This window comes from Pedobacter sp. R-06 (assembly GCF_049913135.1).
Classification (GTDB): domain Bacteria; phylum Bacteroidota; class Bacteroidia; order Sphingobacteriales; family Sphingobacteriaceae; genus Pedobacter.
The window spans coordinates 4,144,752-4,165,597 of sequence record NZ_CP183977.1 but is presented as its reverse complement, the minus strand read 5'-3'; the positions used below and the strand labels follow the sequence as shown (position 1 = coordinate 4,165,597).

Annotated in this window: 19 protein-coding genes; 8 read left to right on the top strand and 11 right to left on the bottom strand. The window is 38.8% G+C overall.

Annotated features, from left to right (window positions below; translation table 11 throughout):
* Positions 1–1,362 (top strand): acyl-CoA dehydrogenase family protein, encoded by a 1,362-nt coding sequence (locus ACN9MR_RS16585; RefSeq protein WP_426325239.1) that lies wholly within the window; start codon positions 1–3, stop codon positions 1,360–1,362.
* Between the two features lie 748 nt (positions 1,363–2,110).
* On the opposite strand, the gene ACN9MR_RS16580 is transcribed toward ACN9MR_RS16585, so the two are convergent.
* The 4 genes from ACN9MR_RS16580 to ACN9MR_RS16565 form a co-directional block, all read right to left on the bottom strand.
* Positions 2,111–2,971 carry a hypothetical protein gene (locus ACN9MR_RS16580; protein ID WP_426325237.1) on the bottom strand — a complete coding sequence of 287 codons (861 nt, stop codon included), beginning with the start codon at positions 2,969–2,971 and terminating at the stop codon, positions 2,111–2,113.
* A gap of 23 nt (positions 2,972–2,994) precedes the next feature.
* Positions 2,995–3,396 carry a hypothetical protein gene (locus tag ACN9MR_RS16575; protein WP_426325235.1) on the bottom strand — a complete coding sequence of 134 codons (402 nt, stop codon included), beginning with the start codon at positions 3,394–3,396 and terminating at the stop codon, positions 2,995–2,997.
* 2 nt (positions 3,397–3,398) lie between these two features.
* Positions 3,399–4,730, bottom strand: a complete 1,332-nt coding sequence (gene lat, locus ACN9MR_RS16570) for an L-lysine 6-transaminase (protein ID WP_426325233.1) — start codon at positions 4,728–4,730, stop codon at positions 3,399–3,401.
* 321 nt (positions 4,731–5,051) lie between these two features.
* On the bottom strand, positions 5,052–5,804 hold the full coding sequence (locus ACN9MR_RS16565; protein WP_426325231.1) for an SDR family NAD(P)-dependent oxidoreductase: 753 nt from the start codon (positions 5,802–5,804) through the stop codon (positions 5,052–5,054).
* A 98-nt stretch (positions 5,805–5,902) separates the two neighbouring features.
* On the opposite strand from ACN9MR_RS16565, the gene ACN9MR_RS16560 reads away from it, so the two are divergent.
* The 3 genes from ACN9MR_RS16560 to ACN9MR_RS16550 all read left to right on the top strand — a co-directional run bounded on the left by ACN9MR_RS16560 (position 5,903) and on the right by ACN9MR_RS16550 (position 8,219).
* Positions 5,903–6,268, top strand: a complete 366-nt coding sequence (locus ACN9MR_RS16560; protein ID WP_426325229.1) for a winged helix-turn-helix transcriptional regulator — start codon at positions 5,903–5,905, stop codon at positions 6,266–6,268.
* 89 nt (positions 6,269–6,357) lie between these two features.
* Positions 6,358–6,663 (top strand): GNAT family N-acetyltransferase, encoded by a 306-nt coding sequence (locus ACN9MR_RS16555; protein ID WP_426325227.1) that lies wholly within the window; start codon positions 6,358–6,360, stop codon positions 6,661–6,663.
* A gap of 140 nt (positions 6,664–6,803) precedes the next feature.
* On the top strand, positions 6,804–8,219 hold the full coding sequence (locus ACN9MR_RS16550) for an alpha-L-fucosidase (RefSeq protein ID WP_426325224.1): 1,416 nt from the start codon (positions 6,804–6,806) through the stop codon (positions 8,217–8,219).
* A gap of 198 nt (positions 8,220–8,417) precedes the next feature.
* Here ACN9MR_RS16550 and ACN9MR_RS16545 read toward each other — a convergent pair whose 3' ends face one another.
* The 4 genes from ACN9MR_RS16545 to ACN9MR_RS16530 all read right to left on the bottom strand — a co-directional run bounded on the left by ACN9MR_RS16545 (position 8,418) and on the right by ACN9MR_RS16530 (position 12,581).
* The gene (locus ACN9MR_RS16545; protein ID WP_426325222.1) at positions 8,418–9,566 is read right to left on the bottom strand and encodes an FAD-dependent oxidoreductase; all 1,149 of its coding nucleotides are present in this window, start codon (positions 9,564–9,566) and stop codon (positions 8,418–8,420) included.
* Positions 9,567–9,572: 6 nt separating this feature from the next.
* The gene (locus ACN9MR_RS16540) at positions 9,573–10,169 is read right to left on the bottom strand and encodes a TetR/AcrR family transcriptional regulator (protein ID WP_426325220.1); all 597 of its coding nucleotides are present in this window, start codon (positions 10,167–10,169) and stop codon (positions 9,573–9,575) included.
* Between the two features lie 243 nt (positions 10,170–10,412).
* On the bottom strand, positions 10,413–11,282 hold the full coding sequence (locus ACN9MR_RS16535) for a 1-aminocyclopropane-1-carboxylate deaminase/D-cysteine desulfhydrase (RefSeq protein WP_426325218.1): 870 nt from the start codon (positions 11,280–11,282) through the stop codon (positions 10,413–10,415).
* Positions 11,283–11,549: 267 nt separating this feature from the next.
* Positions 11,550–12,581, bottom strand: coding sequence for a DUF6588 family protein (locus ACN9MR_RS16530; RefSeq protein ID WP_426325215.1), 1,032 nt, complete (start codon positions 12,579–12,581; stop codon positions 11,550–11,552).
* A 102-nt stretch (positions 12,582–12,683) separates the two neighbouring features.
* Between ACN9MR_RS16530 and ACN9MR_RS16525 the strand changes: the two genes are divergently transcribed.
* Positions 12,684–13,712, top strand: a complete 1,029-nt coding sequence (locus ACN9MR_RS16525; protein WP_131032353.1) for an RluA family pseudouridine synthase — start codon at positions 12,684–12,686, stop codon at positions 13,710–13,712.
* A gap of 3 nt (positions 13,713–13,715) precedes the next feature.
* Positions 13,716–14,555, top strand: a complete 840-nt coding sequence (locus tag ACN9MR_RS16520; protein WP_426325212.1) for an aminotransferase class IV — start codon at positions 13,716–13,718, stop codon at positions 14,553–14,555.
* Positions 14,556–15,103: 548 nt separating this feature from the next.
* Here the strand turns inward: ACN9MR_RS16520 and fmt are convergent.
* Positions 15,104–16,012, bottom strand: coding sequence for a methionyl-tRNA formyltransferase (fmt, locus tag ACN9MR_RS16515; protein ID WP_426325211.1), 909 nt, complete (start codon positions 16,010–16,012; stop codon positions 15,104–15,106).
* 92 nt (positions 16,013–16,104) lie between these two features.
* On the opposite strand from fmt, the gene ACN9MR_RS16510 reads away from it, so the two are divergent.
* Complete coding sequence (locus ACN9MR_RS16510) at positions 16,105–17,148, top strand: DNA topoisomerase IB (protein WP_426325210.1); 1,044 nt, start codon at positions 16,105–16,107, stop codon at positions 17,146–17,148.
* 32 nt (positions 17,149–17,180) lie between these two features.
* Positions 17,181–19,028: a PAS domain-containing sensor histidine kinase gene (locus ACN9MR_RS16505; RefSeq protein ID WP_426325209.1), complete on the top strand. Its 1,848-nt coding sequence runs from the start codon at positions 17,181–17,183 to the stop codon at positions 19,026–19,028.
* A gap of 36 nt (positions 19,029–19,064) precedes the next feature.
* Here ACN9MR_RS16505 and ACN9MR_RS16500 read toward each other — a convergent pair whose 3' ends face one another.
* Positions 19,065–19,271 carry a hypothetical protein gene (locus ACN9MR_RS16500; RefSeq protein ID WP_426325208.1) on the bottom strand — a complete coding sequence of 69 codons (207 nt, stop codon included), beginning with the start codon at positions 19,269–19,271 and terminating at the stop codon, positions 19,065–19,067.
* 132 nt (positions 19,272–19,403) lie between these two features.
* Positions 19,404–20,672, bottom strand: a complete 1,269-nt coding sequence (locus ACN9MR_RS16495) for an exo-beta-N-acetylmuramidase NamZ family protein (RefSeq protein WP_426325207.1) — start codon at positions 20,670–20,672, stop codon at positions 19,404–19,406.
* Positions 20,673–20,846: the final 174 nt, after the last annotated feature.

The following is a 20,846-nucleotide window of genomic DNA, read 5'->3' as shown; positions in this document are numbered from 1 at the left end:
ATGGCGAATATATTCTCTTCTCTCAAAAACGCGTACAATCTTTTCAAACATGTAGATTTCGATAAGTTAGAAGCTTTATCAAAAAAAGTCGATTTACCCAAAATGGTCGAAACGATATCCAGCCTTGATGATAAACAGATTCAGGGGATGATGAAAATGATGGGTGGATCGGGTAAAAAACGAGAATTACCCCCAATTGAAGGTGATTTTTATCATTTGGGCGACGAAGCGCTCAACGATGAGGATCGCGAACTCCAGCTAAAAGTGCGTGCTTTTTTAGAAAAAGAAGTAAAACCCATAGTAAATCATTACTGGAACAAAGCCGAATTTCCTTTCGAAATTATCCCCAAACTTGCTGAGCTTAATATTTGTGGTTTAACGTATAAAGGCTATGGCTGTCCGGGGAAATCGAATTTGATGGAAGGGATTTTAGCGATGGAAATGGCACGGATAGATACCTCAATTTCTACTTTTTTTGGTGTACAGAGTGGTTTGGCTATGGGATCGATCTATTTATGTGGATCGGAAGAGCAAAAACAACAGTGGTTGCCGCTGATGCAGCAATTTAAAATTATTGGTGCATTTGGGCTAACTGAACCTGAGGTGGGCTCTGCCGCGGCTGGAGGCTTAACCACAACCTGTAAAAAAACAGATGGTAAATGGATTTTAAATGGTCAGAAAAAATGGATCGGTAACGCCACTTTCGCCGATATCTTAATTATTTGGGCAAGGGATGAGAAAAGTGGTGAAGTTAAGGGCTTTATTGTAAAAAAAGATAACCCGGGTTTTGCAGTAGAAAAGATGCAGGATAAAATGGCTCTCAGGATTGTGCAGAATGGAATTATCACTTTAACCAATTGCGAAGTTGAAGAAGCCGATCGCTTACAAAATGCAAATTCATTTAAAGATACAGCAAAGGTATTGCAAATGACAAGGGCAGGGGTAGCCTGGCAGGCTGTTGGTTGCGCCCGCGGCGCTTACGAAAATGCACTGGATTATACACGCACCCGAAAACAGTTTGGTAAACCCATTGCATCTTTTCAATTGATACAGAATCATCTGGTAGAAATGTTGTCGAATTTAACGGCCATGCAAACATTATGTTTTAGGTTGTCACAATTGCAAGACCAGGGCTTGCTGAAAGACGAACACGCTTCGTTGGCAAAGGTATTCTGTTCGTTACGTACACGTGATGTGGTGAGCAAAGCAAGGGAAGTAATGGGCGGAAACGGTATTTTATTGGAATATAATGTTGCACGATTCGTGGCGGATGCAGAAGCCATTTATTCGTACGAAGGCACAAAAGAAATAAATACCTTGATTGTAGGTAGGGCTATAACGGGATTTTCAGCTTTCGTTTAGAGCAGGAGAAACTCACAAAGTTTAAAGGGCTAATGTGCTTGGGGAACTTCGTGAGTTTAAGCGGGATAAAACAAGATGTTTGTCAGTCTGAGGGGTAATTTATTGTATAAAAATCAATATGAGTGACGTACAATCGTTTCCCTTTTCCTACTGCTCAGTCTTGCCTCGGCTCGCCGCCGCCGAAGGGCTCTTTCTTTTTGGCATCAAAAAGAAACAAAAACTGCCGGCTGAAAATTTTTCTTTCGAAGCTAGTGGGTTGGCTTGGACAGTGCAGCCCGAAAAATTTGTTAGGCCGGATTTAAGCAGAACGGGGGTATCGTGCTATGGCCTAGCTGGATGGAAATACTAAAGCAGCTAAAGTTTTGATTAATAATGATTTGCAAATAACGTCAATGGTAGCGTTATCGAAGACTCATAGGAATAAATAAAGGATTTTTTTAGGTTAGGAAACGAATGTCAGTATTTCAGAGGTGCTGCAGTTCTGCCATTCGCTGTAGTCCCGACGAAAAGTCGGGAGCTGCCGCTGCTGTCAGGTTTATTGAACAGCGGTTTTTTCAAGGCACAAAACATTGTTCATAAACCCGATTGGAACGGATGCCAATTTCCTTCAAATTGGCAGGAGGGAAAGCGGGACTGAAAATGCCAAATGCACAAAACCCTTCATTTCCAAATCATAAGGATTAACGCAGTTGGCAAACTACTCCTAGAATTTTACATATTAGAATGCTGAGTATTTCATTCTGATTAATTAAATCGCTTTTAGCACCCAGGTTTCGCGGATTCTTCCAATTTTATTTGCCTGTTCTTTCATTTTTTTTAATAATTCAACATCAATATATTTTAGCGAGGAAAGTTGATGCCAAACTGAAGTTGCTTTAGTTATCAATTTGAAACCCTGCTCAAGAAAGAAGTGTTCAGCCTGCTCAAAGCTATCAAACTTATTATCTTCTACACGATGTGCTTCCAGAAACTGAGAAAAATGATCATTGTTTTCATTTTTAAGTGCTGGCCGTTTAACATATACATCGGCAGTAATCCAATAACCACCTCTTTGTTTTAATGATTTATGGATGGTTTTACATAGTGATATCTTTTCTTCATTATTTAAATACACCAATAAACCTTCATTTATAATACTAATCGGGCCGAGAGGCATTTGATTCATAGCATTTGAAAAAGCATCTCCATCCAAAGCATTTAAAGCTTCGGTTTTGAGTTTGCCCTTTAGTTGTAATTTCTCATCAACAATTAGCCGATCAACCAAATCTTTTTTGATATTGATTACGCCTTGTAAATCAGTGTCCAAATAATAAATAGTCGGATGCCTTAAAACCAGATCCAAGCCCCTGAAAGAATAACCAGAAGAAATTTCTATAATATTTAAAGAGCCCGATGCAAAAAGTAAGCTATCCAGAGATAAATATCTACTCTCAAAATGCACTAACCGTTTCAAAAATACCTCATCAAAATCTTTATGATATAATTTTTCAAGGGCGTCGTTACCGTAAATTAACTTAACAGCATCAGCAACAAAGGGAATATTCGTTAAACTTTTGGCAAGTAAAAGCGATTTTGCTGATGGACTTATTGAACTATAATCACGATTCATTTGTAATTATAAAAAAACTGCGTTTAAAACGGAAACTTATTAAATGCCGATTGGCTCATTGCACTTTTTTCAAATAAGGCAATACAGGCTTTATTAAAAGATGGATCGAAGTTTATTGCACCAGGCTGTAATGTATTTGGAATCTTTCCGTTTTGCATAAAGAAATAAACTTTTGTATTACCGTATTTGGTATGGGGCATTAGATTGCCATAATCTTCCATTTCTTTCCATATAGAATCTTTAACTGAAACGATATAAATCCGTTGTACCGGACCAGTATTATTTGCATTTCTATACTTGGCAACTTCTTTAAAGCCGGCTTTCATATCCTCAATCCCAGGCTGATCAAAAACAGCCTTAACCATGAAAAAGATCAACACTAAAATCCCTGCAACCATGAAATAAACCAACGATTTTCTATTCATGCCTACAATAAAGGCAATATTTTTCCCATAACCGTCAAGCCTTCGTCAATATGTTTTTGCTCAATGCAAAGTGCCGGGCGAAAGCGTATTGTTTTTTCACCACAGCCCAAAAACATTACATTGTTTTCTAATCCTTTGCCAATAAATGCATTACGCATTTCTTTTGTCGGGAAATCAAAAGAACACAACAAACCTCTTCCACGAACATTTGTCATTTGATCAAACCTATGCGATAGATTTTCTAGTTGATCTCTCAAATAAGTACCCACTTTTTCAGCATTTTCACAAAGCAGATCTTCTTCTACAATTTGTAAGATCTGCGTTGAACGTACCATATCAACCAAATTGCCTCCCCATGTTGAGTTAATACGGCTTGGCACTTTAAATACATTGGTTTCAATTTCGTCTACCTTGTTGCCGACAAGGATACCGCAAACCTGCATTTTTTTTCCAAAAGCGATGATATCTGGTCGAGCTTTTTCACTGAAATGTTGGTGGCACCAGAATTTACCTGTTAACCCAACGCCGGTTTGTACTTCATCATAAATCAAGAAGGCATCATTTTCATCTGCCAAAGCCTTAAGTTGGATCAAGAATTCTTCGCGTAGGTGGTTATCTCCACCTTCAGATTGGATTGGCTCCACAATTATAGCGCAGATATCGTCTTTATTATCTGCAAAGGCTTTTTTGATCTGCGCTAAAGATGTTTCTTCAGTTTGAATGGCATGACTTAAATTATTTCCCGAAAGTGGAAACTTAACTTCGGGAACAGCAACCCTTGGCCAATCGAATTTGGCAAACCATTTGGTTTTGTCGGGTAGGGTATTGGTTAAGCTTAAAGTATAACCCGTTCTGCCATGAAATGCCCTTTCGAAGTGCAAAACCTTAAAGCCTTTTTCTTCAGCATATCCTTTTGCAAAGTTTTTCTGAACTTTCCAGTCCATGGCTACCTTAATTGCATTTTCTACTGCTAAGCCACCACCAGCAATAAAAAAGGCATGTGGCAGATAATCAGGAATACCGACTTTGGAAAATGTTTCAACAAACTGTGCATACTGCTGGGTGTAAACATCAGAGTTCGATGGATTGGCTAATGCAGCGAGGAGAAGATTTTTTTTAAACGCTTCATCATTGATCATTTTAGGATGATTATAACCTAAAGGAACGGAAGCAAAACAAGTAAAAAAATCGAGTAGAGTTCTGTTGTGTTTAGCATCGTAAATGTAAGCCCCATGACTTTTTTCCATATCATAAGTCAGGTCGAAACCATCGGCCAAAATGTGCTTACTTAACGATTCGTTAACGCGATCTGCAGGTACTGTTAATTGATACATAAACTTGGTTTTGGTATAATCCAAATTTAGTTAAATGTGCCTAAAATCAAAATTTAAGCACTTTTTGTGCACTTTACATAAAAAATAGGTTTAAACAGTTTAAAGTATGATTATAGACAAAATCGGATTTTGGACTTCACCAATGTGGAAAACTTTTTTGTTGAAACTCCTTTTATAGGATCTTATTTTGACAGATTATCTAATTATAATCCCGGTTCCATGCAAGAGCCTACCCCTCGGAGATCAGATAAGCCTTCATCTGTTTCATCCATAAATTCGATGTGCTGATCAATTACTGTTTTTCCTGCTTCGTGGTATGTATCAGAATGCCGATCGTGTACCTCCACCATCTACCACCGAAACTGTTCCTGTTACATATTTAGCCCGCGGCGATACAAGAAAAACAGCCATGTTTGCCATATCCTGCACTTCACCAAAATCTTGTAAAGGTATTTCACTTTCAGCATATTTCCGGCGCTCATCGCCAGGAAAGTAAGGCCGGATGTTTTCAGTATCGATAAGTCCCGGTTGCAAACAGTTCACCCTGATTCCATATTTACCCAACTCTCCGGCGAGTTGTTTAGACCACATTGCCACTGCGGCCTTGGCAACAGCAGAAACATTCAACGATCGTAATTCGTAAGTACTGGTTAAATTGAGTATTGTACCTTGTTTACGTGCTATAAAATGTGGTAATAGCGCTTGTGTGAGTAGCCTGGGGCGCTCAAAATCTAAGGCCATCGATCTAGTCCAGGGTTCTTCTGGTCCTGCAACATCTACGGGCTGACTTTGCCCTGCGTTGTTGATGAGGATGTCAATATGGTCAAGTGCAGCCAAGGCCGCAGTAGCAATTTTGTGAGGCGCGTTAGGTGCCAGTAAGTCTTGCACAAAAACAATAGGAGCAAGGTTGCCTTCAGCAACGATCTCATTGGAAAGGCTATCTAATGATTGTTGATTACGGCCTGTTGCAAAAACTTTTACACCTTCCTTTGCCAGCTCTTTTGCTATTGCGCTACCAATTCCTTTAGAGGCTCCTGTTACTAATGCCGTTTTTCCGGCTAAATATAAGTCCATATTTTCTTGTGATTAAAATGATCTTGCAATAATAACCCGTAGGGCGTATTTTTATAGCATACACTACCATTTGTATGGTACAAACAAATTTGTAAGTAATGACGGCACGAAAAGAAAATTCGACTTATACCCTCAACGAAAAATTTATAACGGATTGCGATCTGACTTATGCGGCCAACAAAATAGGAGGGAGATGGAAAATTGTAATATTGGATAAACTTGGAAACCGGAAATTAAGGTTTAGTGAACTGAAAAAAGAATTCCCATATATATCGGAACGGATGTTGACCTTACAGTTGCGCGCATTGGAGCAGGATGAACTGGTTAAAAGAACCGTTTATGCAGCTGTTCCTCCAAGGGTAGAATATGAACTGACCCCCATAGCACTGGAGTTTCTCCCCATTTTTTGTCAATTAAGTGCTTGGGGCAAGAAGAATAAAGCGCTAAAGCAGAATAGATCATAAAGCCATTAAAGTATGATTATAGATAGATAATCAATAGATATTGGTTACCTTTAATTAGCAAATGTTAAAATTGTATCGGGTTAAGTATTATGGCAGAAGTTAAATTAAATATCCAAAAAGAAGAACCTAGCGCATTCGAACTTTACGATGAGGGCGAAAAACACGGAGAAATGGTTTTTGATATTCAGGGAGAAAATTTAATGGTTTATCATACCGAAATTGATCCTGAAAAAGAAGGTAAAGGTTATGCAAAACTATTGCTGGATGAGATGGTAAATTATGTACGGACAAATAACCTGAAGGTAATTCCACTTTGCCCTTACGTGCACCTGCAATTTAAGCGCCACGAAGAACTTTACAGGGATATCTGGAACAAAGTGCGCGAAAACGATTAACCGATAAACAATACTGGAATTAAATTCGGGAAAGTTATACTAATTGAGTATTTTGACATGGATATTTTGTGCGATATCGTCAAAGAAAATTAACTTTACCGAAAATCCCCACTAAATCTTAAACTATATTACGCACAAAAATGAAACTCGTAACCATTCAGAAAAACGTTTTAGTAATTGTTTTCATGTTGTTTTCACTTGCTACCTTGGCACAAGGGACCAGTGCTGACGCATCAAAGAAATTAAATGCACTTCAACAGCAGTTTGTTGACCTGCGTTTTGGCATGTTCATTCATTACAACATTCCAACTTATGCAAATGCCGATTGGCCTGATCCTGAAGCTTCTCCGAAATTATTCAATCCGAAAAAGCTTGATGCAAACCAGTGGGCCAAAGCGGCCAAATCAGCTAACATGAGTTATGGTTGTTTAACCACTAAACACCACAGTGGATTTTGTATCTGGGATACCAAAAGCACCGATTATAATGTAATGAACAGTCCTTATGGAAAAGATGTGGTAAAGCAGTTTACTGATGCTTTCCGGGCAAACGGATTAAAAGTAATGCTTTATTATTCCATTTTGGATACACACCATAAATTGAGGCCCAATCAGATTACGCCAAAACATATCGATATGATTAAACAACAATTAACTGAGCTGTTAACCAAATACGGCAAAATTGAAGCTTTAATTATTGATGGCTGGGATGCACCATGGTCGAGAATCTCTTATGATGATGTGCCTTTCGAGGATATCTACACTTTGATCAAAACGTTACAGCCTGATTGCCTTGTAATGGATTTAAATGGTGCAAAGTACCCATCAGAAGGACTTTATTATACCGATATTAAAACTTACGAAATGGGAGCAGGTCAGCGCATGCCTAAAGAAAGTAAAGTGATGCCAACTTTAGCGTGCTTACCCATTAATACTTCATGGTTTTGGAAAACCGACTTTCCAACGGTTCCGGTAAGAAAGCCACAAGAAATTGTAGATGGGTTAATTAAGCCTTTAAACGCGGCAAGCTGTAACTTTATTTTAAATGTGGCACCAAATAGAGATGGTTTAATTGATGATAATGCACTAGTTGCCTTGAAAGAAGTTGGCCAATTATGGAAGAATGAAGGGCCAACCAAAGCACTCCCTCCATTGGGTCTGCCGATCATTTCCAGTAACCTCGCCAAAAATCAGGCAAGCAACTCGAGCTGGAGCAATGATATGAATATTATGGATTTTGCAAATGATGATAGCTATCGGTCATCATGGGAATCGAACAGTGCCGTAACAAATCCTTGGTATGAAGTCGATTTTAAAAACGAAAAAGCCATAAATATGATTGTTGTGGCAGAACAAAAAGAAAATATTGATACTTATGTACTTGAATATTGGAACGGTGCGGAATGGAAAAAAGCTTTTGACGGAAAAAATGAAGACCGCATTAAAATTCACCGTTTCGATCGCGTTTGGACAAGTAAAGTTCGTATCCGTATTACACATGCCAAAGAAACGCCATCAATTGCCGAATTTCAGGTTTTTAATGAGCGGAGGTTATAAAAAAGAACTAAAAGCAGGTTGTTCCGGACGCTTTATTATTCAATGTGTATAGATAGTGCATCTTCATCTATTATTTAGCGGTCTTGCTCTATTTTTATTTCATTCGAAAGAAAGTAGCGATACTTTTATAACAAGAATCAAATCAACGGGACGATTTAGAGATCTTATTGGGGTTCCTCAGCGATGAGGACCCTTTTTTTATTCAGGAGCCATAATGTTGAGCATATAGCCAATTGCATCAGTAGAATGAAGTGCCATTGTAGATTCCATCGTAATAGCTGCGGTTTCTGAAGCTCTTTTTAGCATTTGTTTTTCATAGGTTGCTATTGCGTCCTTTGGCGTATTAAAGCAGTTTTTCTTGAGGCATTGGCTTAGTTCTAAAGCATCGAGCATGGCCATATTTACTCCTTCGCCAGCATAAGGGGGCATTAAATGAGCTGCATCTCCCAGCATGGTTAAATTGGAGACGGTTTCCCAACTCTGATCTAAAGGCATGCAATATTGAGGCCGGGGAACAAAGGCTGTTGATGCATTTTCAAACAATTCCAACCACATTGAGTCCCATGCAGAGAATTCATTCTTGAACCAGTCGATCACCTGGTTTTTATCTGAAAAATTAATACCCGAATCTTTTGCCCAGTTTTCTGGCGTATGACAACCCGTGTAAAATACCAAACTGCCATCACCTTTTGAACTTACGATCAGTGATTTTTCATCACCCATAGCGAATATTTTGCCGCCGTTTAAAAGCGCATGCATTTTCGGACAAGCAGTTGCCGATGAATAAATGGCGCCTTCAACAATGCTAATGCCCGAATAAAAAGGTTTAATAGGTGTAATGTATGGACGGATTTTTGAATTAGCTCCGTCTGCGGCAATTACAATATCAGCCTGCACTGAAGCTCCATTTTTAAATCCGATCAACCATGAACCGTTGCTGGGTGTAAGTGCTTCAAAATGGCTATCCCAAATTACAGTATCTTTTACTAGCGAATCAAAAAGGATCTTTTGTAATGGACCGCGGTCTATTTCAGGCCTGAAAGCTTCTCTATTTTGTAAATCGCTGTCTTCAAAAACGATATTGCCGCGCTGGTCAATAATACGTGTACGATCTGCACCAGGGCGATAGTTTGTCATAAAGGTATCCATGAGTTTAGCTTCACGTAAGGCAGCTAATCCAGATTCCTCATGTAGATCTAAGGTAGCACCTTTTGGTCGTGCGTTTTCATCGGCGTCGCGTTCGTAAACTTTTACATTGAAGCCATCCATTTGCAAAAGCCTGGCTAGGGTTAAACCTCCCGGGCCAGCGCCAATGATGGCGATTTTTTTATCTTTAATGTTGTTCATTGTTTTTTATTTAAGGATGCCTTTAATTACGATTTCGCAGGAGGTTAAAATAATTTCCTCGGTAATAATTTGTACAGGCCGATCTAAGTGGTCAAAGTACTCCGCCACCAGTTCCTGGATGGGCGAAAATAATAGCGCACGATGTACATCATAGGGTAGATCTGCAATCAATCCCGCTTGAACATTTGTTTTTAAAAAGGTATGAATGGGTGCGAAAAATGCCCCTTGGCGTATGTTTTTCTCTTGAAAAGCCTTATTCAGCAAGGGAGAGGATTTTCCATATTGGATTAAAGAGAAAGCAGGTTTATTATTTCTTAGGTAATGAAAGCTATTTAGCCATAATCTTTTCATACCATCAGCAAAAGGTATTTTTGAGTCAAAATTTTCCAATATAGCTTTTTCATAATTGCCCAATACGTCTTCGATAAAAAGTTTTATCAATAGATCTTCTTTATTTTCGTACTTGATATAAATGGTACGCGGTGATATATTAGCTGCTTTGGCCAATTTCTGCATACTCAGGTTTTCCAGTCCTTCTTCAGAAATAATCTGTAGGGCAATCGATCGGATGGCTTCTTCTTTGGCTAAATTTTTAGGACGCATAACTCATTTAATTAATACGAATTAAAAGTAAGTAAATGATTGTTTACTTACTAATTTTCTTCAAATTATTGATTTACACTGACAAATTGATTTGGGTTTATCTTACTCGATCGTCATGCTGCCCCGAAGCTTCGGGATCAGAATCAATCCTGAAATAATAGAAGATAATTCAGATTGAAATTTAAAATGGGTACGATCTTCACATGTGGATTATCAACCTATTTAATCAAGCTTTAGGGAATATCAGAATTTATTCTTCATGCCAAAAAGGCCCATTAGTCCTCCGGTATGGATAGCCAATACTTTTTCATCTTTACCAATAATTCCTTGTTTTGCTAAATCTTGGATGGCATAAAACATTTTCGCCGTATAAACAGGGTCTAGCAGTAGTCCGGTTTTTGAAGTAAAGGTTTTGATAAAGCTGATCAGTTCAGGAGTAGTTTTTGCATAGCCGCCAAAATGATAATCGAGGTGAAGTTGAAGGTGATGCGATGTGGGTGCATATTTGTTTATTTCCTCTTCAATAAAGGAAGCACCTTTTAACACCGGTATAATATGGAGTTTTGTATTTAAGCCATGCTGCTGAATCCCTTTCAATAAACCTGCAGCAGTGGTTCCTGTTCCGGCAGCACAAAAAATATGGTCGTATGGTTCTGTTAATTCGCTGATGATTTCTGCACAGCCTATGGTAGCTTCAGGCGAAGCACCACCTTCATCAATAAAATAGGTTTGTTCATCGTCAGCAAAATGCTGTTTATACAATTTGTACTTGTCGCGATAACTTTCCCGGTCGGTGAAAATGAGTTTCATCCCGAATAAACCGCACAGTAATAACAGTTCATTTTGGACTTCTTCTCCACGTACAAAAGCGGTAGCGGTTAATCCTGATCTTGATGCTGCGGCTGCAGTAGCCAGAAGGTGATTGGAATAAGCACCCCCAAAAGTAACCAGATGTGTTTTCTGATTTGCTTTGACCTTTGCTAAGATGTATTTAAGCTTCCGCCATTTGTTACCGGAAATATAAGGATCGATAAGATCATCCCGTTTAACAAACAGGTTGCTGAAAGGCGCAAATGTTATTTTTTGTACAGGACTATATATTTCTTCGAACACCGTGTGAAAATACGCAAAGGTTATATCATAAAATTAATTTTAATAAGAATATGTCACATTGAGCCTGTCGAAACGGATTAAATGAACTTAAAACGTCTTTCGACAAGCTGCTATTGATAGACTCAAATAGAAAAATCGTCATTGCGAGGAGGAACGACGAAGCAATCTTTCATGCTAGTGGTCTTACTATAAAGATTGCTTCGTCGGCTGAAAGAGCCTTCTCGCAATGACGATACCTGGCAATAAATCTTTTAAATACTATATCGATTATTTACCGATACCTAAACCAATACCTGCATTAACCATGCTGTATTTTGCCTGGGTATACGAACCATAGAACTTAAAGAAACCAAATTTTAGCTGAAAGCCTAAACTTCCTCTCACGCCATCAATATCGGTTTGTTTAACAGAAATCGGATCAACATAAGTTGCCGAAGTTGTGGCACTCGTTGCAAATTTATAGGTGCCTAAGGCTTTTAAATTGGTGTTGGATGTTTGGTAACCAATACTGGCAAAAGGCGTAAAAAACAGGATCTTTTTGGAAACAATAGCATCAAAATTTACACCATTAAATTTGGCTTCAATATGTTGATCTGAGTTTGCCACATTATCGATATTCAGGTCTAAAGAATATTTATATTGCGTAAAACCACCGGCAATCGCAATGTCTACAGGAATCAGTTTTTCTGTAGTCGAACCCATAAATAAGGGTAAAAGTTCAACTTTGGCACCAAAACCGATCATCGATAAGCTTCCCAGGTCATCACCTAATTTAATTTTAGGCATTGCCCTTAAAGTAACATCAATATTTTTAGGTAAGCCTAATGTTGCCTGAATTTGTGCCGAAGGTACCACATGGAAACCTACACCTTGTGGCAAATTGAAAAATTTACCCGTTGGAATGCCATTGCTCGTGTAAACTTCCATTTTGCCTCCTTCATGGTCATCGCCAAATGCGGTAGGGCCGATCGAAGAAGCGCCAGGTGCTGGTTTGATATTACTTAAACCTAAAGTATTTACATCATAACTTCTGGCCGATTGTGGAACAAAAGCCCCCGAGGCCGAAACCCTGACATCGAATTTTAAAAAACCTTTTGATTGAGCAGTATTCGACCATCCATCGGTTAAACCCAAGCCTAAACCTTTATATAAAGGATCAAAATAGGCATTAACAAGTTTGGTCGCATCTGCTGGCCCACCAACAAATAGCCCTCCAACATCTTGTTGGGCACTTGCTTTTTGAGCCATCACCAATAAAAATAAGGCACACAGGGCCTTTAAAGCGTAACATTTTTTCATATAAATGATTTAGGATGATTTGATTGTACTAAAGATAGGGTTGTTTTTTCGAAAACTGCAATCATTAAAAAATTCTTGAAGTTAAAAGTTTATTTTTGCGCCATGGAAAATGTGGTCGAATTGCAGGAGTCAGAAGAGCAGGAATTGTATGAACATTTAAAAATTATTGTTGATAAGGGGCAATCGCTGCTTCGTATTGATAAGTTTTTGATGGTACGCGTAGAAAATGCCTCCCGAAACCGTATTCAAAATGCAATTGATGCAGGGAATGTACTGGTTAACCAGAAACAGATAAAAGCGAGTTATAAGGTTAAGCCTTATGATGAAATATCGATCGTTTTACCTCATCCACCGCGCGATACCGAAGTTTATCCTGAAGATTTACCACTTGATATCATTTACGAGGATAGCGATCTTTTGGTGGTGAATAAAGCTGCCGGAATGGTTGTACACCCTGGTTTTAATAATTATACCGGAACCTTGGTTAATGCTTTGGCATTTCATTTTGAGCAACTGCCTCAGTTACCTGGCAATGATGGCCGCCCAGGCCTAGTGCACCGCATTGATAAAGATACCTCGGGTTTATTGCTGATCAGTAAAAATGAAAAGTCGATTACGCACCTTGCACGTCAGTTTTTCGACCACAGCATTACCCGTAAATATATTGCATTGGTTTGGGGCGATATCGAAAACGATGGCACGGTAACCGGTTACATTGGCCGAAGTGTGAAAGACCGTCGCGTGATGGATATTTACGATGATGAAGAAAAAGGTAAGTGGTCTGTAACACACTATAAAGTATTAAAGCGTTTGGGTTACGTTACTTTGATTAGCTGTGAGCTCGAAACGGGCCGTACGCACCAGATCAGGGCGCATATGCAACATATTGGGCATCCGCTTTTTAATGATGCAATGTATGGTGGTGATAAGATTTTAAAAGGAACTACGTTTAACAAGTACAAACAGTTTGTAGATAATTGTTTTGAATTGCTGCCCCGTCAGGCTTTACACGCACAAAGTTTGGGTTTTATTCATCCCACCACAAAGGAGTATATGTATTTTGAATCGCCATTACCACCCGATTTTAAAGCTGGCTTAACCAAATGGGAAAATTACATTGCTACATCATAAAATATGCTTCAAGAGTACCTTTTATTTAATGATGAATTTCAAGCAGTTGATCTTCCGATTTTAACAGCTTCGAACAGAAGCTTCAAATTCGGTGATGGGCTGTTCGAAAGCATGCGAATGATCAATAATAAGCTGCAATTTGCCGATTTACATGCCGATAGATTAACGGCTGGCATGAAAGCGCTTAAAATTGATGGTCATGTTTTAATGGACGATTATTTTCTGCGCCAGAAAACCGCCGATCTGGCCAAAAGGAACAAGTGGAATGGCAATGTTCGTTTTCGCCTTTCTGTATACAGGGGAGGAGCTGGTGTTTATACACCTGAAACTAATAAAGCAGGTTACATTTTAGAGGGAATTCCTTTAAAAGCATCTACATATGAGTTGAACAGCAAAGGTTTGATCATTGATGTTTTTGATGAAATGACTAAACCCGTTAATAAGCTCTCGAATTTTAAAACAGCCAATGCGCTGCTTTATGTAATGGCCGGACTTTTTAAAAGCCAGAACCGTTTGGATGAAGCGATGATTCTGAACCAATATGGCTTTCTTTGCGAAAGCATCAGTGCCAATGTTTTTGTAGTGTACAATAAACAGATTTATACCCCCTCACTTGCTGAAGGTTGTATAAGTGGTGTAATGCGTACAGCCATTATGCAGTTGTGCAAAATGAACGATATGCCTTTAATTGAAGCGCAGATTAATCCCGAAATATTAAAAGAAGCTGAAGAAGTTTTTATCACCAACGCCACACAAGGCATTCAATGGGTAATGGGTTACGGCAGGAAACGTTATTTTAACGAGGTATCGAAATTTTTGATCGAAAAACTGAATGCTTTGTAATCTGGTTCATTGGTCATTAAGAGATTAGTGTAATTGGTTCGTCATCTCGACTGAAGTGTAGCGAAATGGAGAGATCTTTAACCTAAATTAATTATTTTTTTGGAAAGCAATACCTGTGCTAATCGGTTCGGGCTGGTCCCGGCCTTTGCTTAATCCCGATAAAATTTCACTTCATAAGATAAATATTACTTTAATCGGGATAACGCTGCCGGTCGGGTTTATTTAAGCAAGGGCAGTTCTACTATGCGATTTAAACCCAAATAGTTGCAATTTTGTGGCCACCTAAACCCGATCAAAGCGGGATGCCTCCCGATTTTACATCGGGATCAAATTGGCAGAAGCGGGAGCGGGACTGTTTTAACCTAAAAACTACTATACCTGCTTTCCAAAAAAGAATAGTCTAAGTCGGTCGTCATCCCGATTGAAGAGTAGCGAAACGGAGGGATCTTTAAAGTTGATTCATATCCTATACAGCTAAATAGATTTAGCTTCGCTGAGCACTACGTGGTTCTCGACTTCGTTGCACTCCGCTCGAAATGACGTATCTTCTATAACCGCATTCCCCTTAAAAAATCTTCGATCAACATCCGCTTTTTTCCTTCGTACTGGATATCTAAAAGTTTGATAAAACCATCTTTAGCTGCAAATTTTAAATAAGTTTTACCATCGGTTAAAAAACCTCCGGCTACAATGCCTGGCTCTTTATCTTCTATTTCGGCCTTAAATACCTTTAAGTTTTTCTCGTTGAGCACGGTAAAAGCGGTTGGGTAAGGGCTTAAACCGCGGATTAAATTATGGATGGTTTGCGCCTGGTTGTTCCAGTCGATTTTGCAATCTTCCTTAAAAATCTTCGGAGCATGTTTTAAATCAGTATTTTGTGGCTGCGGCTGCTCTATTATATTATTGGCTTCGATAGCACGTAGTGTTTTTACCAGAAGATTTGCGCCAACAACCATTAGTTTATCATGCAACTCACCCGCAGTTTCGTCGTCGGCAATGGGAACGCTATCGCTGAGGATAATATCGCCCGTATCGATTTCCTGTTTAAGGAAAAATGTAGTTACACCACTTTCTTTCTCACCATTTATAATGGCATGGTTAATCGGGGCTGCACCACGGTATTGCGGTAACAACGAGCCATGTAAATTGATGGTTCCTTTAGCGGGCATATTCCAAACTATTTCTGGTAGCATCCTAAAAGCCACCACCACTTGCAAATCGGCTTGATATGATCTTAATTCTTCAATAAACTCAGGGTTTTTTAACTTTTCAGGCTGTAGCACAGGAATTCCTTTTTCTACCGCATATTTTTTTACTGCACTTTCATTCAGTTTTTGGCCACGGCCTGCAGGTTTATCTGGTGCAGTAACTACTGCAACTACATCAAAATTGGCTTGTACCAAGGCATCTAAAGAGGCTACCGCAAAATCGGGCGTACCCATAAAAACTATTTTCATAAAGAAAGTGTTGTGTTTCTAAAAATAACGTGGCTACCCACATTTAAGTTTTGCAAAATAACTAAAAATAAATCCATACTAATAGGCAAAAAATGGTACAAGGCAAAGATGTTGTTAAGGCAAGTGGATTGGTGTATGTAACTGATGCCATGCCTGGTATTTACCGTAAAGGAAAACCCGGAAAATTTTATTATGAAGATAAAGATGGAAACAAAATCACAGAAGAGAAACATCTCAACAGGATAAAGGCCTTAGTTATTCCACCCGCATGGCAAAATGTGTGGATTGCCAATAAGCCAAATGCATATTTACAGGTTACCGGTATTGATGCTGCAGGCAGGAAACAATATAAATATCATGCAAAGTGGACAAACCGCCGTTCGGAAGATAAATATTTTCGTTTATTGGAATTTGGAAAAGCATTACCCAACGCCCGGAAAAATCTGGAAAAAGATCTTCGCAGGAAAGATTTCGATGAGCGTAAAGTATTGGCTATTTCGGTAGACGTACTGCAAAAGACGTTAATCCGCGTAGGTAACGAGAGTTATAAACAACTTTACGGTTCTTTTGGCTTAACTACACTTCGCGATAAGCATGTTAAAATCAACGGCAGTAAAATTACGATGGATTTTATAGGTAAAAAGGGTGTTCAACAGAAAGTAGAACTGAATGATAGATCCTTAGCCAAACTGGTTAAAAAATGCAGGGACATTCCGGGGCAGGAATTATTCCAATTTTATACTCACGGAAAAGAACATAAAAGTATCGATTCAGGCAAAATAAACGCTTATATTAAAGAAATTACAGGCGATGATTTTACAGCAAAGGATTTTAGGACCTGGGGCGGAACCTTAGAGGCATTGCGTCAGTTTTCAAAGTGCAGTGCTGATGAAAGTTTTAATTTAAACTCTAAAAAGGCCATAGTTGCCGTGTTAGATTGTGTAGCGAAAAAGTTGGGTAATACCAGAGCCGTATGTAAAAGTTCTTACGTGTATCCACTGTTGCTTACCGCTTACGAAAATGATGAGCTGGGGAAATACATGAAAAAAATGAATAATAATAAAATAGCCGGAAAACTAGGTCTGGCGCACGATGAAAAAGTTTTGTTATCATTTCTGAAAGCGAATAGTAAATAGAAAACCCATTATATTTGTCTTTTCATCCCAATATGCATATTAATCTTGAAGATAAAGCTGCCGTTTTTTATACATTGATTGAAGAATCTCCGATGCCTATTGCATTGTACATTGGAGAAAAAATGGTGATCAAAGTAGCCAATAAGGCAATACTTAAAGCTTGGGGCAGAGATAATAGTGTTATCGGACAGGAACTTGCCGTTGCACTACCGGAATTAAAAGACCAACCTTTTTTAGGGATTCTGGAAGAGGTTCGCCAAACAGGCATTGCTTACGAAACCAAAGAAGACCGGGTATTGCTGCTCAATAATGGTGTACTGCAGACCTTCTATTTTGATTTTATCTATAAACCCTTAAAAGATGATCACGGGCAGGTTTGGGGTATTGTTAATAATGCTACCGATGTTACCGAACTGGTAAACGCAAGGTTGAAAGTAAAAGCGAGTGAAGAACTTTTCCGTAAAATGATCCAGGATGCACCCGTAGCCATTGGTATTTTAAGAGGTGAAAATTTTGTGATCGAACAGGCAAATGAAGACCTGTTAAAATTATGGGGAAAAACAAAAAGTGTTATCGGACTCGATTTAATTGATGGTTTACCAGAACTAAAGGGGCAACCCTTTCCCGATCTGTTGACCCATGTTTATAAAACAGGGGAGCCACATTATGGTTATGAAACCATGGCCAGGATAGAAAGAGATGGTATCCTTCAGGATTATTATTTCAATTTCGTGTATGATCCAATCCGCGATCAGCACAACGTTGTAACCGGGATTATGGTAGTAGCCAATGAAATTACTTCTTTGGTACACTCTCGGATGGAAATGGCCAAAAGCGAAGAACGTTTCCGTAACTTGTTGCTGGATACACCCATGGCCACTGGTTATTATGAAACTGAAGATATCATCATTTCTTTAGCGAACGATGAAATGCTGCGGTTTTGGGGTAAAGATAACAGCGTAATTGGTAAGCCAATGGAAGAGGCTATTCCTGAACTAAAGGGGCAGCCTTTTATCGATATTCTGAAAGAAGTTTACCGTACCGGGATCCCTTATCATGCCGATCAGCAAGAAGCTTTATTGCCTGTTAATGGTAAGCTGGAGAAAGTATGGTTCAATTTTACCTACAAACCTTTAAGAAATGCAGAAGGCGAGGTTTATGCCATTTTACACGCTGCAATGGATGTTACCAAGCAGGTACAGCTTCAGCAGCAAAAAGACGAGTTTTTGGGAATTGCCAGTCACGAACTTAAAACACCTGTAACCAGCATCAAAGCTTATGCCCAGGTACTGGAGCGGATGATCAGGAATGAAGGCGATGAAAAGAAAGCGGCAATGGTACACAAAATGGACCTGCAATTAAACCGTTTGACAGGATTGATCGGTGATCTGCTTGACGTAACCAAAATCCATTCGGGAAAAATGACTTTTAATCCGGTAAATTTTGATTTTGATCAGGCTGTAGCCGAAATTGTAGAAGAAATGCGGCACGTTAGTGCTAAACATCATATTAATGGCGAGCTAAAAAGTAAAGCTACGGTATATGCTGATAAGGAGCGGATCGGTCAGGTCATCACCAATTTCTTATCAAATGCCATCAAATACTCTGCTGACGCCAAACAGGTTGATGTGAAAACAGAAGTGGTAGACAGGGAAGTAATTTTAAGTGTTAAAGATTATGGTATTGGCATTTCAAAAACACTACAACACCTGGTTTTTGATCAGTTTTACCGTGTAGATGGAAACCAGCAGCATACCTACCCGGGCCTGGGCCTCGGACTTTATATTTCTTCGGAAATTATAAAAAGTGAAGGTGGAAGGATTTGGGTGGAAAGTGAAGAGGGGCAGGGCGCTACTTTTTACTTCGCTTTAAAAATCTGATTCCATTAATCTGTTAATCAATGGAATCAGTTATTATTATTCTTTCGGCGCCTTTTTGATCGGATGTACAGGTTGCTCCTCTTGCTCCCGCTGCTTAGCCGGATTATTGGTTTTAGGTGCCTTATTAGGTGTGCTGTCGTTTTTATGCCTCACCGTTTTATGATCAACAGGTTCTCTGCCTTTAGGTACTTCTTCCTGGTAATTGCTTCCTGGTTTATTGCTTTTAATTTTTGGACCGCTCATAGCTAAAATGATTGAATTTTAAATGATTGAATAGCACAGTATTATCATTATCTATAATAACAAACCTCTTTCTGTTAAGTTTGAAAATAATCGCAAGGGCAATCCAACTTCTCTCACTCAATAATTCAATCCTTAATTATAAAGCAAATATTTCTTACGCATGGTTTTGTAAGCACTTAGGCCCGGTTCCCAGCTTGCTCTGATTTCTGCTTCACTTTTCCCATCGATTACCTGTTGCCTGAAATCTGCCACACCAACTAATCTTTCGATAGTACCCATTTCTTTACTTAACTTGGTATTAAAGAAATCTTCTTTTCTTGGCGAAGCTTTATATAGTTCGATTAACCAGCTGATATTTACCTGCTTTGATTTTATCAGTTTTGAGGTATCGTAGGTTCTTAAATCCAGTCCATAACAAACCTGATCCTGAAACAATGGTGTTTCTGACATTCCTTTTATACTTTTTGGCGTAAAACTAAAATCGAATTTTCCTTTAAGGTATGGTGCCCCAACAATGGTAAATGGAAACATCGTTCCGCGGCCATGGTTTAAATAAGTGCCCTCAAATAAGCAGGTAGATGGATAAAGTAAAATAGATTGCTGCGTATTCAGGTTAGGAGAGGGTTTAACTGGTAAAGTATACTCCATATCATGATTGTAATTGGCATTTTTGATAATGGTAATCTTGCATTTCACCTTATCTTTCAACCAGCCTTCGCCATTTAACATCTGTGCATATTCGCCAACCGTTAAACCATGGGCAATAGGGATAGGTTGTGCGCCAATGCCCGATTTAAATTTTGGATCTAAAATCGGCCCATCAATTAAATAACCATTTGGATTGGGGCGGTCTAAAATCAACAGTGTTTTATTATTTGCTGCACAAGCTTCCATAACGTGCTGTAAGGTATTAATATAGGTGTAAAAACGGACACCAACATCCTGGATATCAAATACCATAATGTCGATATCTGCTAAATCTTCAGCCGTCGGTGTACTGTGTTTGCCATAAAGTGAAATGGCTTTTATGCCTGTTTTGGTATCAACATCATCGTTAACAGTAACGCCTGCACTGGCATTGCCTCTAAAACCATGCTCAGGGCCAAATATCTTCTGGATTTTAACACCTCGTTTCAGCAGGCTATCAACTGAAGTCTGTGTGCCGATAATCGATGTGGGGTTAACCACCATACCAACACGTTTTCCTTTTAAAAGTGGCAGGTATTTTTCGGTCTGCTCTGCACCGGTTTTAATTGTAGATGGCAGTTTAACAGTCCTGATCATCAGTTTTCTGTTTTCAGGGCTTTTCTTTCCGAGAACTTCCTGTTCAAGTGGTTTGGGTTGTCCGCAGGCCGTTAATGCAATTAAACTGGTTAAAGCAAAGCTGATGTAATTTTTCATTTTGAGTATTATTCTAATCTTCCGGTATTATAACAAAACAATTTACAATATATTTCAATTATGCTATTGGTATTTTCTTGTTACAACTTAATGATTGATGTTTAAAGTTGGTTATTTATTTTCGAAAATGCCATTTTTAAAAAGGAATTGAGCATTTTTGTTAATACAAATTGA

Coding starts and splice junctions, on each gene's coding strand:
- ACN9MR_RS16585 (WP_426325239.1), top strand. CDS start 1: ATGGCGAATATATTCTCTTCTCTCAAAAACGCGTACAATCTTTTCAAA.
- ACN9MR_RS16580 (WP_426325237.1), bottom strand. CDS start 2,971: ATGAATCGTGATTATAGTTCAATAAGTCCATCAGCAAAATCGCTTTTA.
- ACN9MR_RS16575 (WP_426325235.1), bottom strand. CDS start 3,396: ATGAATAGAAAATCGTTGGTTTATTTCATGGTTGCAGGGATTTTAGTG.
- lat (WP_426325233.1), bottom strand. CDS start 4,730: ATGTATCAATTAACAGTACCTGCAGATCGCGTTAACGAATCGTTAAGT.
- ACN9MR_RS16565 (WP_426325231.1), bottom strand. CDS start 5,804: ATGGACTTATATTTAGCCGGAAAAACGGCATTAGTAACAGGAGCCTCT.
- ACN9MR_RS16560 (WP_426325229.1), top strand. CDS start 5,903: ATGACGGCACGAAAAGAAAATTCGACTTATACCCTCAACGAAAAATTT.
- ACN9MR_RS16555 (WP_426325227.1), top strand. CDS start 6,358: ATGGCAGAAGTTAAATTAAATATCCAAAAAGAAGAACCTAGCGCATTC.
- ACN9MR_RS16550 (WP_426325224.1), top strand. CDS start 6,804: ATGAAACTCGTAACCATTCAGAAAAACGTTTTAGTAATTGTTTTCATG.
- ACN9MR_RS16545 (WP_426325222.1), bottom strand. CDS start 9,566: ATGAACAACATTAAAGATAAAAAAATCGCCATCATTGGCGCTGGCCCG.
- ACN9MR_RS16540 (WP_426325220.1), bottom strand. CDS start 10,169: ATGCGTCCTAAAAATTTAGCCAAAGAAGAAGCCATCCGATCGATTGCC.
- ACN9MR_RS16530 (WP_426325215.1), bottom strand. CDS start 12,581: ATGAAAAAATGTTACGCTTTAAAGGCCCTGTGTGCCTTATTTTTATTG.
- ACN9MR_RS16525 (WP_131032353.1), top strand. CDS start 12,684: ATGGAAAATGTGGTCGAATTGCAGGAGTCAGAAGAGCAGGAATTGTAT.
- ACN9MR_RS16520 (WP_426325212.1), top strand. CDS start 13,716: ATGCTTCAAGAGTACCTTTTATTTAATGATGAATTTCAAGCAGTTGAT.
- fmt (WP_426325211.1), bottom strand. CDS start 16,012: ATGAAAATAGTTTTTATGGGTACGCCCGATTTTGCGGTAGCCTCTTTA.
- ACN9MR_RS16510 (WP_426325210.1), top strand. CDS start 16,105: ATGGTACAAGGCAAAGATGTTGTTAAGGCAAGTGGATTGGTGTATGTA.
- ACN9MR_RS16505 (WP_426325209.1), top strand. CDS start 17,181: ATGCATATTAATCTTGAAGATAAAGCTGCCGTTTTTTATACATTGATT.
- ACN9MR_RS16500 (WP_426325208.1), bottom strand. CDS start 19,271: ATGAGCGGTCCAAAAATTAAAAGCAATAAACCAGGAAGCAATTACCAG.
- ACN9MR_RS16495 (WP_426325207.1), bottom strand. CDS start 20,672: ATGAAAAATTACATCAGCTTTGCTTTAACCAGTTTAATTGCATTAACG.